At 35.1% G+C, this 17,572-nt stretch carries 14 protein-coding genes; 4 read left to right on the top strand and 10 right to left on the bottom strand.

All coding sequences use genetic code 11. The features are described 5' to 3' along the window. Positions 1-42 precede the first annotated feature (42 nt). The 5 genes from K8B81_RS19445 to K8B81_RS19465 all read right to left on the bottom strand — a co-directional run bounded on the left by K8B81_RS19445 (position 43) and on the right by K8B81_RS19465 (position 7,629). Positions 43-1,461 (bottom strand): TolC family protein, encoded by a 1,419-nt coding sequence (locus tag K8B81_RS19445; RefSeq protein WP_223683208.1) that lies wholly within the window; start codon positions 1,459-1,461, stop codon positions 43-45. Positions 1,462-1,590: 129 nt separating this feature from the next. After that, the gene (locus tag K8B81_RS19450) at positions 1,591-4,755 is read right to left on the bottom strand and encodes an efflux RND transporter permease subunit (RefSeq protein WP_223683209.1); all 3,165 of its coding nucleotides are present in this window, start codon (positions 4,753-4,755) and stop codon (positions 1,591-1,593) included. Positions 4,756-4,766: 11 nt separating this feature from the next. Then, entirely contained in the window at positions 4,767-5,912 is a 1,146-nt protein-coding gene (locus tag K8B81_RS19455; protein WP_223683210.1) for an efflux RND transporter periplasmic adaptor subunit, read from the bottom strand. Between the two features lie 319 nt (positions 5,913-6,231). Next, positions 6,232-6,825: a TetR/AcrR family transcriptional regulator gene (locus K8B81_RS19460; protein WP_223683211.1), complete on the bottom strand. Its 594-nt coding sequence runs from the start codon at positions 6,823-6,825 to the stop codon at positions 6,232-6,234. Between the two features lie 378 nt (positions 6,826-7,203). Beyond that, on the bottom strand, positions 7,204-7,629 hold the full coding sequence (locus tag K8B81_RS19465) for a response regulator (RefSeq protein ID WP_223683212.1): 426 nt from the start codon (positions 7,627-7,629) through the stop codon (positions 7,204-7,206). 215 nt (positions 7,630-7,844) lie between these two features. On the opposite strand from K8B81_RS19465, the gene K8B81_RS19470 reads away from it, so the two are divergent. Next, positions 7,845-8,285: a cupin domain-containing protein gene (locus K8B81_RS19470; protein ID WP_223683213.1), complete on the top strand. Its 441-nt coding sequence runs from the start codon at positions 7,845-7,847 to the stop codon at positions 8,283-8,285. Here K8B81_RS19470 and K8B81_RS19475 read toward each other — a convergent pair. From K8B81_RS19475 to K8B81_RS19495, 5 genes are all read right to left on the bottom strand, one after another. Next, positions 8,266-8,850: a hypothetical protein gene (locus K8B81_RS19475; RefSeq protein WP_223683214.1), complete on the bottom strand. Its 585-nt coding sequence runs from the start codon at positions 8,848-8,850 to the stop codon at positions 8,266-8,268. The genes K8B81_RS19470 and K8B81_RS19475 overlap by 20 nt on opposite strands. A gap of 15 nt (positions 8,851-8,865) precedes the next feature. Further along, positions 8,866-9,279: a hypothetical protein gene (locus K8B81_RS19480; protein ID WP_223683215.1), complete on the bottom strand. Its 414-nt coding sequence runs from the start codon at positions 9,277-9,279 to the stop codon at positions 8,866-8,868. Between the two features lie 76 nt (positions 9,280-9,355). After that, positions 9,356-10,279 (bottom strand): SMP-30/gluconolactonase/LRE family protein, encoded by a 924-nt coding sequence (locus K8B81_RS19485; protein WP_223683216.1) that lies wholly within the window; start codon positions 10,277-10,279, stop codon positions 9,356-9,358. 21 nt (positions 10,280-10,300) lie between these two features. Next, the gene (locus tag K8B81_RS19490; protein WP_223683217.1) at positions 10,301-10,600 is read right to left on the bottom strand and encodes a hypothetical protein; all 300 of its coding nucleotides are present in this window, start codon (positions 10,598-10,600) and stop codon (positions 10,301-10,303) included. Positions 10,601-10,678: 78 nt separating this feature from the next. Next, positions 10,679-12,967, bottom strand: a complete 2,289-nt coding sequence (locus K8B81_RS19495; RefSeq protein ID WP_223683218.1) for an AAA family ATPase — start codon at positions 12,965-12,967, stop codon at positions 10,679-10,681. 367 nt (positions 12,968-13,334) lie between these two features. Between K8B81_RS19495 and gnd the strand changes: the two genes are divergently transcribed. The 3 genes from gnd (at position 13,335) to K8B81_RS19510 (ending at position 17,272) form a co-directional block, all read left to right on the top strand. Then, positions 13,335-14,234 carry a phosphogluconate dehydrogenase (NAD(+)-dependent, decarboxylating) gene (gene gnd / locus K8B81_RS19500; protein WP_223683219.1) on the top strand — a complete coding sequence of 300 codons (900 nt, stop codon included), beginning with the start codon at positions 13,335-13,337 and terminating at the stop codon, positions 14,232-14,234. A gap of 294 nt (positions 14,235-14,528) precedes the next feature. Then, positions 14,529-15,848, top strand: coding sequence for a gluconate:H+ symporter (locus tag K8B81_RS19505; RefSeq protein WP_223683220.1), 1,320 nt, complete (start codon positions 14,529-14,531; stop codon positions 15,846-15,848). Beyond that, positions 15,836-17,272, top strand: coding sequence for a gluconokinase (locus K8B81_RS19510; protein WP_223683221.1), 1,437 nt, complete (start codon positions 15,836-15,838; stop codon positions 17,270-17,272). Before K8B81_RS19505 ends, K8B81_RS19510 begins: the two co-directional genes overlap by 13 nt. Positions 17,273-17,572 lie beyond the last annotated feature (300 nt).

Consider the following 17,572-nt stretch of genomic DNA (forward strand, 5'->3'; position numbering starts at 1 on the left):
GTCTCACAGCGCTTTCAGAAATAAATAATTAAAAAACGGGTATTATCTCCAGCCTCCGCCTAATGCGCGATATAAATCGGTATTGGCAGATAAATGTTGTCTTTTTATGTCGGCAAGTTCCAATTCGCTTTGCAACAAATTCGACTGTGCTGTAATTACTTCAAGATATTCAGCCATACCATTTTTGAATAATAAATTGGCATTTCTGATAGCTGTCTGTAAAGTTTTTACACGTTCCTGAAGAAGCGTTTCCTGTTGTTGTAATTTTTCTACTTTTACCATAGCATCAGCAACTTCACTTACAGCAACCAAAACTTGTTGTCTGAAATTTAGAACTGCTTTTTCTCTTTCCGCTACAGCGATATTATATTGCGTTCTCACTCTTTTATTATTGAATATTGGCTGAGTCAGACCACCAGCTACAGTTCCGAATAAAGAAGCCGGAATGTTGAACCAATTGCTTGTTTCGAAAGAGTTTAATCCGCCTTGAGCTGTGATTCTTAACGCTGGATATAAATCTGCTTTTGTGATTCCAACATTAGCATTGGCAGCTTTCAAAGCCAATTCTGCACTTTTTACATCCGGTCTTCTGCTTACTACAGAAGACGGAATTCCGATTTTAGTATTATTTTCAATCGTAATACTGGTCAAAAGTGGATTTCTTTCTTTTGCACCCGGAAAAGATCCTGTTAAAACACTCAAAGCATTTTCCTGAATCGCAATATTTTGTTCTAATAAAGGAACCAATTGTGCTGCAGTTAATTTTTGTGCTTCAGATTGTTGAACTGCTAATGAAGTAACCTGTCCTGCATCATATTTTAATTTGATGATATTGGTTGTACTGTCATTCAACTGAACATTTTTCTTTGCAATTTCCAATTGAGCATCAAGCATCAAAAGATTGTAATATCCTTTAGAAACATTCGCAACAATAGTAGTCTGCAAAGCTTTTTTTACTTCAGATGACTGAAGATAACTAGCATAAGCACCTTTTTTCTGATTTCTGATTTTTCCCCATATGTCTGCTTCCCATGAAAGTGAAGCGCCTGCAGCATAATCGTCAATATGTTTGGCACCAATAGCCTGACTTAGGTTTAATCCTGTAAAACTGTTATCAGACGGATTGCTGGTACTTGCATTTACAAATAAATTAACCTGAGGCACATTTCCCCATTTCGATTGTGTAAATCTGTATTGCGCAATCTCAATGTTTTTTTGTGCAATCTGTAAATCGTTATTACGCGTTACAGCACTATCAATTAATTTGATAATATCCTGTTCTGTAAAGAATTTTTTCCACTCCACATCTCCAATACTTGTTGTATCGCCTGAAACCGATGCACTCCTGAAATTTTCAGGAAATGCATCTTTTGGAGTTTCAATATCCTTAGAAACCTTACAGGATATAAATGTGACGATTAAAACAGCAACCATCACGATTTTGGTTATATACTTTTTCATTTTACTTTGTCGTAATTAAATTTCTGGACATTTATCTTTTTTGCTTTCGAGGTCTTTCGAAATTCTATAAGAGATGTATGCTAGGCTTCCGATGATTGTCATCAGAATTGTCGTTATATAGTTTTCCATTTATTTTTCTTCGTTATAAATTACAGCTACCGGTTTTCCGGAAACTTTTTCTTGTAAATGCTGGAATACGATAAATAAAACCGGGATAATCATTAACCCAAGAATTACTCCCGAAACCATTCCTCCGGCGGCACCAATACTAATAGAGTGGTTACCCTGAGCCGATGGACCTTTGGCACTCATCATCGGAATCAATCCAACAACGAAAGCCAGTGACGTCATGATAATCGGACGTAAACGTAATTTTGCGGCTTCAATTGAAGCTTTTACCAACGCCTGACCAGATCGTCTTTTTTGTACTGCGAACTCTACAATCAGAATCGCATTTTTGGCCAGTAATCCGATAAGCATTACTAAGGCAACCTGTACATAAATGTTGTTTTCGATACCAGTTAATCCAATTGCTACGAAAACTCCAAATATACCTGCAGGGATAGATAGGATTACAGCAAGAGGCAAGATGTAACTTTCATACTGTGCAGCAAGTAAGAAATAGATAAAGATCAGACACAATAAGAAAATAGTTGCCGATTGTCCTCCCGAAGAAATTTCTTCACGGGTTTGTCCTGAAAACTCATAACTATAACCTGCAGGTAATTGTTGCGCTGCCACTTCTTCGATTGCTTTAATGGCATCTCCGGAACTAAATCCAGGTTTCGGAATCGCATTAATCGAAATCGAATTAAACAAGTTGTATCTTGAAGCGGTTTCTGAACCATAAATACGGGTTAGTTTTACCAAAGTATTTATCGGAACCATTTCTCCATTTTTATTTTTTACAAAAACCCTGTCAATTGCTGTCGGATCAGCTCTGTCGGCAATATCTGCCTGAACTACGACTCTGTAATATTTACCAAATCGGTTAAAGTCAGATGCCTGTGCACTACCAAAATACGCCTGCATCGTTTGCAGAATGTCTTTTACTTTTACGCCTAACTGATCTGCTTTTTCGTCATTGATATCCAATTGCAATTGTGGATAATCGGCTTTGAAACTGGTAAAGGCTACAGCAATTTCCGGACGTTTCATTAATTCTCCAATAAACTGCTGAGAAATTCCACTAAACTTATCCAGTTTTCCTCCCGTTTTATCCTGTAATACTAAATCCAAAGCTTCAACATTACTAAATCCTGGTACAGTTGGGAAACTAAATACGAAGAAACTTCCTCCTGAAATCGCGCCTAATTTTCCGCGGACTTCATTCATGATTTCATCAATATTTTTAATCTCTCCACGTTCTTCATTTGGTTTAAGCAATACGAAAACAACTGCAGAAGAAGGGCTTGTAGAGTTCGTCAGTAAGTTGAAACCTGAAATCGCGGTTACAAATCGTGATGAATTTAAACCTCTTAAAGTATTTTCTGCTTCAGTCATTACTTTTTGAGTTCCGTCAAGCGAAGTTCCTGAAGGTGTATTTACCGCAATTGCAATAAATCCCTGATCTTCAGTTGGAATAAATCCGGCAGGAGTTGTTTTTACCATTACAACCGTTGCGAAAGCAATTAAAGCCAAACCTCCTAAACTAACCCATTTGTTACGGATTAAGAATTTTAATCCGCCCACATAACGGTTGGTCAAAGCTTCAAAACTATTGTTGAATCCGATAAAGAATTTCTCTTTAAATCCTTGTTTTTTATACGGAGTATTTCCATCATGCGCTGCGTGATTATCTTTTAAGAATAAAGCGGCAAGGGCAGGACTTAAAGTCAAAGCGTTAACAGCCGAAATAACAATTGCAATTGCCATCGTAAAGGCGAACTGACGATAGAAAACCCCTGTTGAGCCTTCCATAAAACCAACCGGCAGGAATACAGCAGCCATTACCAGCGTAATCGAGATAATAGCACCCGTTATTTCGTGCATAGCTTCATGCGTTGCTATTTTTGGAGACAGACGTTTGTGTTCCATTTTCGCATGCACCGCTTCGACTACCACAATGGCATCATCGACCACAATACCAATCGCTAGAATTAATGCGAAAAGTGTAAGCAGGTTGATTGAGAATCCGAATAACTGCATGAAGAAGAACGTTCCTAAAATTGCTACAGGTACAGCAATTGCCGGGATTAATGTTGATCTGAAATCCTGTAAAAAGATAAATACCACGATAAATACCAGGATAAAGGCTTCCAGTAAGGTATGTTCAACCTGTTCGATAGATTGGTCTAAAGATACTTTTGTACTATAGAAAATGTTATGTTTAATACCATTTGGAAAATCTTTTGAAGCTTTTTCCATCATTTTATTAATCGCAATCTGAATATCATTAGAATTTGAACCTGCTAACTGAATAACTCCGATTACAATTCCTTTTTTACCATTCAGACGTGTTAAACTGTTATAAGAATAAGCGCCCAATTCAACTCTTGCCACATCTTTTAAACGCAGGACAGAACCATCTGCGTTAGAACGAATGGCAATATTTTGATAATCTTCAGGTTTGGTTAGTTTTCCTTTGTATTTAATTACATATTCGAAAACCTCTTTACTTCTTTCACCAAATTTACCTGGAGCCGCTTCCAGACTTTTATCCTGAATAGCGCCCATAACTTCGCTTGGTGTAACATTGTGAGTTGCCATTTGTGTTGGATTTAACCAAACACGCATAGAGTAATCTTTTACACCACCAAAAATACTGGCAGAACCTACACCCGGAATACGTTTAATCTCCGGAATAATATTAATTTGAGCATAATTGGCAACAAATGTCTGATCATATTTTGACTCATCATCAGTATACATACCGATTGCCATGATAAAACTGTTTTGTTGTTTTGCCGTAATTACACCTTGCTGAACAACCTCTGCAGGCAACTGACTTGTCGCCTGAGCAACCCTGTTCTGAACGTTTACAGCAGCCTGATCGGCATCTGTACCTAATTTAAAGAAAACGGTAATCGCTAACGTACCATCATTACTGGCAGTTGAACTCATATAAGTCATATTCTCAACACCATTTATAGATTCTTCCAGAGATGGTGCCACAGAACGTAAAACCGTTTCTGCGTTAGCTCCGGGATATACCGCCGTTACCAAAACCGATGGTGGCGCAATATCAGGAAACTGTTGTAAAGGCAATTTCGTAAGTCCAAGTACTCCCAGAATCACCAGTAAAATGGAGATTACGGTTGCCAGTACGGGTCTTTGTATAAATATTTTGAACATTTTCGTAAAAATTATTTTTTGTTAGTTATTTGAGCAACCTTAGCAGCACCTTTCTCAGGCTGGATCACCTGACCTTCCTGAAGTTTGTCAATACCGCTTAATACAATTTGGTCACCAGCTTGTACACCATCTTTAATCAGATAGTTGGTACCGCTTTTACCTACAACAGTAATTGGCATTTTTGTAACCTTGTTGTCTTTGTTTACTGTAAAGACAAAAACTTTATCCTGCATTTCAATCGTAGCCGATTGTGGAACAAGAATAGCATCATCATGCTGTAGTCCTAAACGGATTCTTCCTGTATTCCCAGAACGTAAAGTTCCGTTTACATTTGGGAAAGTTGCTCTCAACGTAATAGCACCTGTAGTTTTATCAAACTGACCGTCTACCATGTCAATTTTTCCTGTTTGAGGATAAGCGTTGTTATCAGCTAAGATTAAAGAAACAGGAGGTAATTTTTTGATTTTGTCTCCAATGCTGTTTCCTGCATATTGTGATTTGAAGTTGATAAAATCTGTTTCACCTAAAGAGAAATAAGCAAAAACTTCATGAACATCTGAAAGTGTAGTTAAAGGTTCAATATCTGAAGCAGAAACCAGACTTCCTTGTTTTTTAGGCAATCTTCCGATGTATCCGCTTACCGGAGCAGTAACATTCGTATATCCTAAATTGATTTTAGCAGAAGCAACCATGGCTTTTGCCTGTTCAATATTAGCAGCAGCAATTTTTTGAGAAGCTTTAGCCGTTTTTAACTGATAATCAGAAACTACTTTGTTTTGTACTAAAGGAGTTAATTTATCCACTTCTAATTGTGAGTTGATCAAAGCGGCTTCAGCAGCGTGAAGGCTTGCCAAAGCATTGTTTAACTGCTCACGAAACGGACGTTCGTTTATTTTGAACAAAGTCTGGCCTTTGCTTACATAAGCTCCTTCATCTACCAAAACACGGTCAAGGTTTCCGCTTACCTGCGGACGAATCTCCACATCTACAGTTCCTTGTATAGAAGCAGGGTATTCATTGTCAGTAGTAGTATTTTCGCTTGTTATGGCCATAACCGGCAATACAGGAGCGGGTGCAGCGGCCGGAGCCTGCGATTTATCGGCGCAGCTACTAAGAACTAGTGCCAGAATAAAGCTGGTTATAATTACATTTTTCATCTTAATATTGGTTTTAATTTGTTGGACATTCTCGTTTTTAAAAAATTTATTTATAGTATTATTTGAATTTCATATTTAAGCTTGTTTATTTTTCTAACACTGTTAAGTAAAAAAGTGTAAAATTCCATATAATGATGTGTTTCAAATCTATTTTATAATAGTCATTAAATTATTTATCGGTGTTAAGTAATAAGCTAAAGAAACTTATTTTTATGTTAATTAAATTATTTATCACTGTTAAGTAAAAGAGTAAAAAAAAAGTATTAGCTAAATTACCTATTAAATCATTTACCCCTGTTAAGTTAAAATGAATTTTTTTTTATTGTATTGACTTTATGATACCGCCAATTGCATCTTTAAGAATCTGTCCGTTAATAGTGTCCAGCGAAATGCTTTTGTTGATAATATTAATCGCAATCAGACCATGAATGACCGAAAAGAAAGTAAAATACTTTTGTTTGATAACTTCTTCAGTCGGGTTGCTGTTTTTCATGATTTCTGCAATGACCGAAGTAAATAATTTATAAGGTGTTTTTGCAGCATCACATTGTTCAGAACAGCAGTTCATCTGCACACCAAACATTACCTGGTACATTTCGGTATCCGTAAAGGCAAAATCCCAATAGGCCATCCACATGGCTTCAATCTGCTCTTCCGGTTTGTCAAACTTAGCTTTGGCATCTTCCAGCTCTTTGCCTAATTTAAGGAAACCTTTACCGGTTAACTCTCTTAATATGGCATCTTTATTTGAGAAGTACTCATATATGATGGGAGCAGTATATTCGATTCTGTCGGCAATTTTACGCATACTCAAACCAGTCCAGCCTTCTTCTTTCACGATATCATAAGCAGCGCCAAGAATATTATTTCTTGTCTCTTCTTTTTGTCTTAAAATACGATCTTTACTAGCCATTTTGAATAAGTATTAAATTGTTTAACACCGTTAGGCAAATGTAAGGCGGTTTTTCGAATTACGCCATAATTTTATCATAATATTTTCTTATCGTACAATAAGCTTCTTTAAAAAAGCTTGGTAAACATTGTTTTAATTAAGGTTTTTTTGATTTTAAATATTTTTAGGAGCAGGAGATTTTTCGTTTTTCAAGACGTTTTGTCCCGCTCTTCACTATATCTTTTGTGGTGAACCCCACCACAAAAGGATGCCGTTTCGATCTGGGCTAGGTAAAAGGAATTATTGTTTTCATAATTTTCACAGAAAATAACTATCTATGTATTAAATGAATCAATTCCGGATATCAAACTTTTAGTGTTCTATTTGTTTGCGGTGTATTTATTTTACATAGTTTGGGGATACACATGCTTCCCAATAGCTTACAATTGTTTTAATTGTTTGTTTGATTTGATTGTAATCAGTAGGCTTTACAAAAAATCCCTGAATAGATTTAGAATAAGCATCCACAAAATGCCTTTGTTCTGCGCTTGTAGTAAAGAACAAGTATGGAATGGACTTAAGTCTTAAATCTTCATTTTGATGGATTTTTTCCCGCAGTTCAATTCCACTTAGCTTAGGCATATTAATGTCTGAAAAAATGATAAAAGGCTCAATTTCTGTGGTAGTTAAATATTCTAAAGCTTTTTCGCCCTCAGCAAAAAAGATAATTTCATTTTTATAATCAAGTTCATTAAATACATCAGTTAAAATATTCTGGTCATCTAAATCGTCTTCAATAATAATAATTGGACCACCTTTGTTCATTTGTGTTTTTGATAAAGGTAGTTCAATTAATCCTGCATGCAATTTTAAATTTAGAGTAATATAATTAACTGTGATTTTTATGGCTTTGTATGACGCCCAAACATATTCATATTTTGCTCTTCTAAAACTTCTGTCAGCATTGTGGAACGTTTTGGAGTGATTTAAAGTACTGTATCCATGTCATTTTTTTGTATTATTACAGAAAAAAATAAAAAATGAAACCAACGACAGTTATAAAAATTGCGATTTTTACTTTAATTATACAATCAACCCAAGCTCAGGAAACTAAAAAACAAAGAACTTCTGCAGAAATAAAATATTCGATTGAAAATTGTGTGAATCATTTTGATCTAAACAAAGCCACAAAAACAAAGGTGGGGTATCAATATTGGTTTGCCGATAAAAATTTCACTCAGGAAAATACGCTCAAAATGAGTATCGTCGAGCCTGGGAAATCAACCCACGCGCCGCATCATCATCCTGAAGAAGAATTCTTCTATATCCTGGAAGGCACTGCCGAATTCTTTCTTGACGGAAAAACGGTCACAGCCGGACCAAATACCAGTTTTTATTGCCCTCCAAATGCGGAACACGGAATCAGCAATGTTGGGAAAACCGATTTGAAGTATTTGGTGATTAAGAAGGATTTGAGGTAAATTTTCTAATTTGCTTTTTGATTAGATAATATATCCAGACAAATAACAAAAACAAAATGATCTTCATTAATAAAGCCAAAAAATAGTTTGGCGGATAAATCCCTATATCATTATACATTGTAAAGGTACTTGGTAAATAATCACGATGAAAAGTAATAATTAATATCACAAATCGCTCAATTGAAATAATCAGCAAAAAGCTAAACACAATTCTTAAAAAGACATTTTTATAGATTTTTCTAAATCGCAGAAGCTGTGTTATCGTAAACCATAAAATTGGCTGTAGCCAAAATCCAATTGCATATTTTCCAAACATTCTTTGTAGCATATAGCTTTGTTCTTCAGGATTACTTTCGGCATAAAAAACAATTGTTCCAATAATCCATACGAGAAAGTAAATGATTCCAACAAAGGAAATAAACTGAACAGCTTCTTTATCTGTTTTATATAATTGTGGCTTCTTCACAAAAACAGATAGCAATAAATAGAGTAGTGTATATAAGCCAAAAGCTGTAAAAAAGTCTATTGTTATGATTTGAAGAAGTAACAAGATGTTTTCTTTCATGTATTTTATAGATTGTTAATCGAAGTATGCAATTAATTCTTTATCCTCATCAACAATATGATCTGTGATATGAAATACTTCCTGAATCCATGGATGTTCTAATGCATCTTTTCTGTCTAAAATCTTTTCAAGTATTTCATGTTTCCATGGTGATTCCTCTTTGTCCATTAAGCCTATCTGAAAATATGTCTCGTCCAGCCATATTCTAAATGGAAACGAAAACCTGTTTTTAGGCTCTTCATCTGTTCCCCAATCGCCAATGCTAATTAATCCAAGTGCATATTTGTCTTCGTGTCCCTTTGTGAATTTTAAATAATAAATAGCAAATGCATCTTCATCTTTATAAACAAATCGGGTTAATTTAACGGTTTCATTTTCGCAACAGTCACAAAGCTCTATAACTGGTTCTTCAAATTCGATTCGGATCATTAGAATGTTTTACAATTTGTAGTTTCAAATGTATGGATTTTGGATTGAGGATTCATACATTTTATAATGTGAGTTATTATTTCATTCCCCGAATGTTCATCTCCAGCGTATAAACGCTTTTCCCTGCAGTAATAAATAAGGTTTTGAATTTTTTTCCTCCAAAGCATACATTCGCTGTCCAGGGTTCTTTTACATCAATGTGAGCAATTTTTTCTCCCTTTGGATTAAAAACTGAAACGCCTTTTCCGGTTAAGTAAATATTCCCAGCTTCATCAATCGTGATTCCATCTGAACCGGATTCGGTAAAAAGTGTTTTTTCGCCTAATGAACCATCATTGTTGATTTTATACGAGTAGGTTTTGTTTGCTTCAATATCAGCAACGTACAGCATTTTTCCATCCGAAGTTCCTATAATGCCGTTGGGTTTTATCAGGTCGCTGGCAACGTTGGTAATTTTAGTTTTATCAGGAGATAAATAATAAACGCATTCTTTTTCTATTTCTTTGGAAGTATGTTTCCAGTAATCACGTTTGTAAAAAGGATCTGTAAAGTAAATACCGCCTTTGGGGTCAACCCAAAGATCATTCGGGCCATTGAGTCTTTTGCCTTCAAAATCATTTACCAATACCGTAACATTTTTGTTTGGATCAATTTTCCAGATTTCATTTTTTTCATCGGCGCAGGCCAAAAGATTGCCTTCGCGGTCAAAATACATGCCGTTTGCTCTTCCCGCATTTTCCATGTAAACAGAAAGCTCACCATCAACCGACCATTTCATGATTCGGTTATTAGGCTGATCGGTAAAATAAATATTGCCTTTTTTGTCTGCAGCAGGCCCTTCCGTAAAACTATATTGATCCGATAATTTTGTAAGAACCGCACCCTTTGCTATTAAGTTGTGATTTTGATTTTGTGACATTTGCGGATATATAAAATTCGTAAAGACGAAAGCGATAACGAAGAAGTAAATTGTTTTTATTTTAAGTTTGGAATGATTCATAATGAAAAATGGTTGATAATTTTAAGGATTATAGTTTTTTATAAACTCCTTAGCATCACTTAGATTCTTTGGATAATTTACTTTTAAAAAGACACCTTTTTCTATTTGTTCGTAAACCGCTTGGAACTTAAAACCATTTTCAACTAATAGTTTTACCGTTTCCCAATTTTTTGTGTCAGTTTTTTTAGGAGGTTTGAATTTATGATTTACCAGAGTCATTTTTTCACCACATTGTGGACAATTAGATTCTACTTGATTTTCATAATCATTTCCTTTGCTATATGAAGTTCTGCATTTTAAGCAGATATTTTTATATCCCATCTTTTGATTTTAAATTTTGGAAATGATTATGCTATCGATTTGAAATTCGTTGTAGCATCTATTTTAGTGGCTTGGCTTTTAGTTCTTATTAAATTTTTCACAGTATTCGATTTGCCCTTTAAAGTCTACTTCTATGTGTTTAATAATAGTTTCGCATACGTCTTTGTAGTCGTCTTCTGTTATTGGTGACTGTTCACTTCGCCAACCTCCATGTGATAGGTCATTGATTAATGTATATGATTTAGTGTCGTTAGGAATATTCTTTTTTATGTATTCAGCAATTCCGTCTTTTGATATGTCAACGTTTTGAAACTTGGTTAAAGTTTCAATAATGTGTCGAATAGAATTTGCTGTTGTATGATTTGCAAGTTCATTTTTTCTTGCAATGTTGTAAATGTCAATTAAGTGATTGATGTATGGCACAGTCAAATTGTTGTTGAAGTCTTTTAATTCTCCTTTTTTCAATAGTAATTTTTTGTCAACAATGTTATTAGCTGTTAAAACCCGCATAAAATCATTGTTGTGAGTAAAGATTATTAATCTCTCACGCTTCAGTTTGTCAATGATTTTTGAAATGTCACGGATTACACCACTAACAGTATAAACATGCGTAAAATCCATACTTGAAATTGGGTCATCAATTATGAAAAATAATTTTTCGTAATCGTCTTCGTTTTCTACTTTCAAATGTGTGTCGCCAATATAGTATGCAAACGCTATGATATTTTTTTCTCCTTCACTTAAAACGTCTTTTGCTTGGTCTTTTTCGAGTGCGTTTTTATAAAAAACAAGTCTGAAAGTTTCTTTGTCCAAAGTGTATTTGTCAGAGAAAAAGTAATTCAAAACCGCTTTAATTGTTGAGACTACTTTATCTTTTTTACTGACTTTTTGTTGCTCTTTCTTCTTTTTAATTTCTGCATCAAGCGTTTTCCACTTTTCTCTTAATTGAAAAATAATTTTAATGTTTGTCTTGTGTGTTTCAATTAGATGATTGTATGCACATTTACAGATTTCCTTTCTAACTGTTTTATTTTCTTCGCCTATTCCATTTTTTTTAGCGTTAATTATATCAATTTGTTCATTGTTTAGGTCAATAATACTATTCAGTAAAGTTTGGTGTTTTTCGATGTTTTCAATTATTGAATTTTCTATTGGAATAGATTTGCTAATATCTTTAAGTTTTTCTTCAATAATGTCAATGAAAACTTGAATTGTTTTTTGGGCTTCTTCAACAATTAAAGAGCCTAACTCAACTTCTTCACTTGATGGAATGTATTTGGTTTTATATTCATTAAACGTATTTATTCGTTTCGAATTCGTATTTTCTATTGATTTTAAAAAGTCAATAATGTTTGATAACAGTTCTATGTTTCCCTTAAATTGCTTTATAGTTTTTGCTTCTGTGTCGTTAATATATTTAGTGTAGTTGTCAATTAAGCTAAGAGCATTTTCTTGTAACTTTTGTTCGCAGAAAGGACAAGTATTAGTTTCTGTTTCAGAAAGCAATTCCATTCCTGTTTCAACAAATACTTGCTTGCTTTTGATTTTCTGTTTAAAATCGTCTGCTAATGAACTCAAAGAAAATTCTTTGTTTAAGTTTCCCTTAATTGAGTTCAATGATGTGAAGTCAATGTTTATTCTATCAACATTTCCGATATCTTCTAGATTTTCAGGAACTGATTTGATTTTATTGTAGTCTGCAAAAAGTTCATCAATGTTTTTGGAAACTTGAAATAAATCTTTTTCAATGCCTTGAAAAATTTCGTTTGGCTTTAAATACGCATATTCGCTAAGTCTTTTGATGTTTTGAATGTTACTTATGTTTTCTTCTACGTAAGTGCTAATTTCCTTTTCAATTTGTTCCGAAAGTGTTTTTCCTTCTTTTTCAATTTTTTCAAGATTATCTTCGTCATCTTTTAGGTCGATGTTTACTTTACCTAAAATGAAACCTTGGATATCGCTGTCTTTTTCGTAGCCTAAAACTCGAATGTTTTGTTCAACGTAATCTTGGTTAAAGGTGTGATAAAGATATTTAGTGTATGGAATTGTTGGGATTTGTCCTTTTGTTACAGAAATACTGAAGTCATCCTTTACATTACCATCTTTGTCTATTATTTTAAAAGAAAATGTTCCGTTATTTTTTCCAAAAGTCAAAAATTTGTCCGTTGGACTTTTACCATTTTCGTCTAAAACAAGTTCGTCTTGTTTTTCTGTTAATCTAAAAAGTCTGCTGAGGAATGTCTTACCGCTACCGTTGTTAGCAAACACACCCATTTTTAAAGAACTTGATTTGATTTCTCTTGCCAAGTTTTCGATTGGTGCAATGTTTTGGCACTTAATTATGGTTGTAATTTTGTCGTCTGCCATTTTCTATGGTTGTTAGGTTGTAACCTTGCCACTAATTTATTTATACTGGCCACAAAATGGCTTCAAGTAATCTAAATATAGCTGGCTTTATGACATTAAAATATTTTTTAATGATCCGCTAAAATAATTCCTTTTTTGTTATCAATCACAAAATGACATTTTATTGAATGATTTTTCTGCATTTATTGTAGTTAGTGTGAATTAGCATGTTGATTTAAAAAATAAGTAAATCTTATTATAAATAAACCAACCTCAAAACACATTATTTAACATATTCACCTCAAATCTCAAAAATTAAAATCACAAATAACAATCTATAATTAATTGAAAGTAATATTTTTACGAAACAAATACAAAAACCACACACATGGAAGTAGGAATAATAGGATTGGGGAAAATGGGATTCAATCTCGCCTTGAATTTAAAACGTAATAACTATCAGGTTGTGGCACAGGATGTCAATGTCGATTTTGTTTCAAAAATAGGCGAGGAGGGAATTGAAACCGCCTATACTGTTGAAGAACTGTGCCAAAAACTAACTGAAAGAAGAGTCATTTGGTTAATGGTTCCGGCGGGCGAAATTGTAGATGGGGTAATTACTTCATTACTTCCATATTTATCCAAAAATGATATCATTATTGATGGCGGAAATTCGAATTACAACGATTCAAAACGCCGTTATGTCCAGCTAAAAGAACATGGAATTGATTTTCTGGACTGCGGAACTTCCGGTGGAACTTCGGGAGCTTTAAACGGTGCTTGTACGATGATTGGCGGAGATGCTGAGGTATTCGATTATGTAGCCGGAGTTTTTAAGGATATTTCGGTTGAAAACGGATTTCTATACACCGGAGCTGCCGGAAGCGGGCATTTTACCAAAATGGTTCATAACGGTATCGAATACGGTATGATGCAGTCTATAGCGGAAGGATTTGAGGTTTTTGAGCATTCTGAATTTGATATCGATTTTCAAAAAACCGCCAAACTGTTCAATCACGGTTCTGTGGTACGTAGCTGGCTGATGGAACTCACAGAAAATGCGTTTTCAAAAGACGCCAGACTGGACGGAATAAAAGGAATCATGCATTCGTCAGGAGAAGGAAAATGGACACTCGAAACCGCTTTAGATTTAGGTGTTCCAACTCCGGTAATTGCGCTTTCGATCATGATGCGTTACCGTTCTCAAATGTCGGATACGTTTTCAGGAAAAGTGGTGGCGGCACTTCGAAACGAGTTTGGAGGACATGCTGTAGAGAAAAGCGAATAATCTAGGTTGCAATGTTTTTTTTAAACACATAGAAAACATAGGTTTTTCTTTTTCTTTAAGAATATAAAAGAGAAACTTATTTCTCAACACATAGCTATGCGTTTTTACATAGGTGAAATACTTTTGATGAACTTAGAAATTTATTTTTCCATGCGTTAAAAAACTCTACACAAAGTAAACTATGAGTTTTGAAATAAGTGAAACGCCTATTAATAAGCTTACAATATCTATGTTTCTATGTGTTTAAAAATTATACCTAACGAATATCATTAATAACTAATCATTTCGAAATTTATGTCATTACTGATTCTGATTGCCAGTATTCTTTTATTACTTATCCTGATTTCCGGGGTGAAACTTAATGCTTTTATAGCCTTGGTTATTTCCGCATTTTTTGTGGGAATCGCAAAGGAAATGCCTTTTACGGATTTGATTAATTCCATCCAGCAGGGAGTCGGAAGCACATTGGGGTCTTTGATTTTAATTATAGCTTTTGGAGTTGTATTAGGAAATTTGCTTTCAGACAGTGGAGCCGCTCAGCGAATCAGTTCGGTTATGATTCGTTCTTTTGGGGTCAGGCACATCAAATGGGCGATGGTGATTACCGGTTTCTCAGTTGGAATTTCGATGTTTTATAATGCCGGTTTCATTATTTTGATTCCGATGGTTTTTGCAGTAGCGAAAAGCACCAAACAACCCATTATTTACCTCGGTATTGCAATGGCATCGGCGCTTTCGATCACGCACGGCTTTTTACCTCCGCATCCCGGACCGACAGCTATTGCTGTTATTTTCAAAGCAAATATCGGTAAAACTCTTCTCTACGGACTTTTGGTTGCCCTGCCTGCACTTTTTGCTGCAGGTATTGTGTTTCCTGAGTTCATCAAAAAGATCAATGCTTTTCCGCCAAAAGGCTTATTCGAAAGCAAAACGTTCACAGAAGCTGAAATGCCTTCGTTCGGAATTAGTATTGTAACAGCATTGGTTCCGGTGTTTTTAATGGGAATGGCAACCTTCAGCGAATTGGCTTTGCCGGAAGAGAATACATTGCGTTCTGTTTTGCTTTTTATTGGAAACCCAACCACTTCGATGCTGATTGCGGTACTTTTTGCCATATTTTCATTAGGTATTTTTCGCGGAAGAAAAATGCAGGATATCATGGATAAGTCGGGTAGTGCCATGAGTTCTGCTACGATGATTATTTTGATTATCGGGGCAGGAGGTGCTTTTAAACAAGTCTTGATCGATAGCGGAATGGGAACCGATTTGAGTCAGTTTTTCGAAAAGTCATCACTTTCTCCACTGGTTTTAGGCTGGCTGATTGCAACAATAATCAGGATTGCCTTAGGATCTGCCACGGTTGCGGGGTTAACAGCAGCAGGAATTGTACAGCCTTTGGTAGTAGCTTCGGGTGTAAGTCCGGAATTGATGGTGCTTTCCATTGGAGCCGGAAGTTTGATGTGCTCGCATGTCAACGATACCGGATTCTGGATGTTTAAAGAATATTTCGGAATCAGCGTTTCGGATACTTTTAAAACCTGGACGGTAATGGAAACCATTATTGGTGTAATGGGACTACTAGGGGTGTTATTGCTTAATTTATGGATCAAATAAAAGAAATGGAAGCATTTTATATAGGAATCGATATTGGAACCACGGCCACAAAAGCAATCTGTTTTGACGTTCACGGAAATGTAATCAGACAGGTTTCACAATCTTATGAAATGTATCACCCAAAACCAAACTGGAGTGTACAAAATCCTCAGGAAATCTTAGAAACGGTTTTAAATTGTATCACTGAAATTACAAAGGGCATTCGGCCGGAGTTTATCAGTTTTAGTTCGGCGATGCAGAGTATTATAGCTATTGATGAAACAGGAAAACCATTGACTGAAGCTATTCTATGGGCAGATAACAGAGCAATCGGAATTGCAGAACAACTGAAAAAATCTGAAAAAGGAAAGCATTTTTATAATAAAACCGGAATTCCGATTCATCCTTTTTCACCTATAACTAAAATAGCATGGTTTAAAGAATTTGATTCGGAAGTTTTTTCGAAAACTTATAAATTCATCAGCATTAAAGAATATGTGTGGAATTATCTGACCGGGGAATATGTTACAGATACTTCAATGGCTTCCGGAACTGGATTATTGAATATTCATACCTTACAATGGGATGATGAAGTGCTTGATTATTTAAACATAAAAATCGAACAATTATCGAAGATTTGTGACGTAACACATCAATGCAAAGGTATTTCAGATGATTTCCTGTATATCATTGGAGGTGGAGATGGTGCTTTGGCCAATTTGGGAACCGGAGCGATGAATAAAAATTGTATGGCACTGACTATTGGTACAAGCGGTGCAGTACGATTGCCTATTGAAAAACCGTATCTGGATGAGCATATGCGTACCCAGTGTTATCATTTGATGGATAATCAATACCTGACTTTGGGAGCTGTGAACAACGGTGCCATTATCCTGCAATGGCTTCGCGAAACGCTATTAAAAACAGACAAATCTTTTGAAATCCTTTTTTCAGCAGCAGAAAAAATTCCTGCCGGTTCTGAAGGCTTACTTTTTGTACCCTACTTGTTAGGCGAAAGAGCGCCTATCTGGGACGCTTCAGCGCAAGGAACAATTTTAGGAATGCAGATTACCCACACGCAGTCACATTTGGTAAGATCTACCCTGGAAGGCATTTTATTTGGATTGTTCCAAATTACAGAAATTCTCCTTCCTGATCCTGAAAAAAGAAAACAAACCAAAGTCATGGCAAGCGGAGGATTTGGTAAAAGTGAATTGTGGCTCCAAATGGTTGCAGATATTTTTCAGATGACAGTAGAAACCTCACAAACCATTGAAGGTTCTGCCTGGGGCGCTGTTTTGATAGGGGTGAAGTCTTTGGGAATGGATATCAGTACCGAAAATAAAACAGGAAAAACTTTTGTTCCGAATGCTGTGCATAAAAAGGTGTATGAAGAGGCTTTTGCTAAGTTTAAAAAGGTTTATCCTGTATTGAAGGATTTGTAGTGACTTGCAGGAGTATTATTTGAAAACATAGTTATTCATACAAATTTGTCATGCTGACGAAGGAAGCATCCCCACAAGAAACCCCACATTGTATATAATTTAACCGGTTGGGTAAAATTTATTTTTTTTCAATTCTGTCGCATCAACTTAGATATAAATCTGTCTAAATCTGTCTAAATCTGCTTTAATCTGTGTAAATCTGCGTGAAAAATTAATACGCAAAAGTATTTCATGCAGATTTTAAAAGATTTTCGCAGATCAAATTTAAATGAAGCTATTTTATTCTATTTCACCCAACGG

The sequence above is a fragment of the Flavobacterium hibisci genome (assembly GCF_020026925.1).
Taxonomy (GTDB): Bacteria; Bacteroidota; Bacteroidia; order Flavobacteriales; family Flavobacteriaceae; genus Flavobacterium; species Flavobacterium hibisci.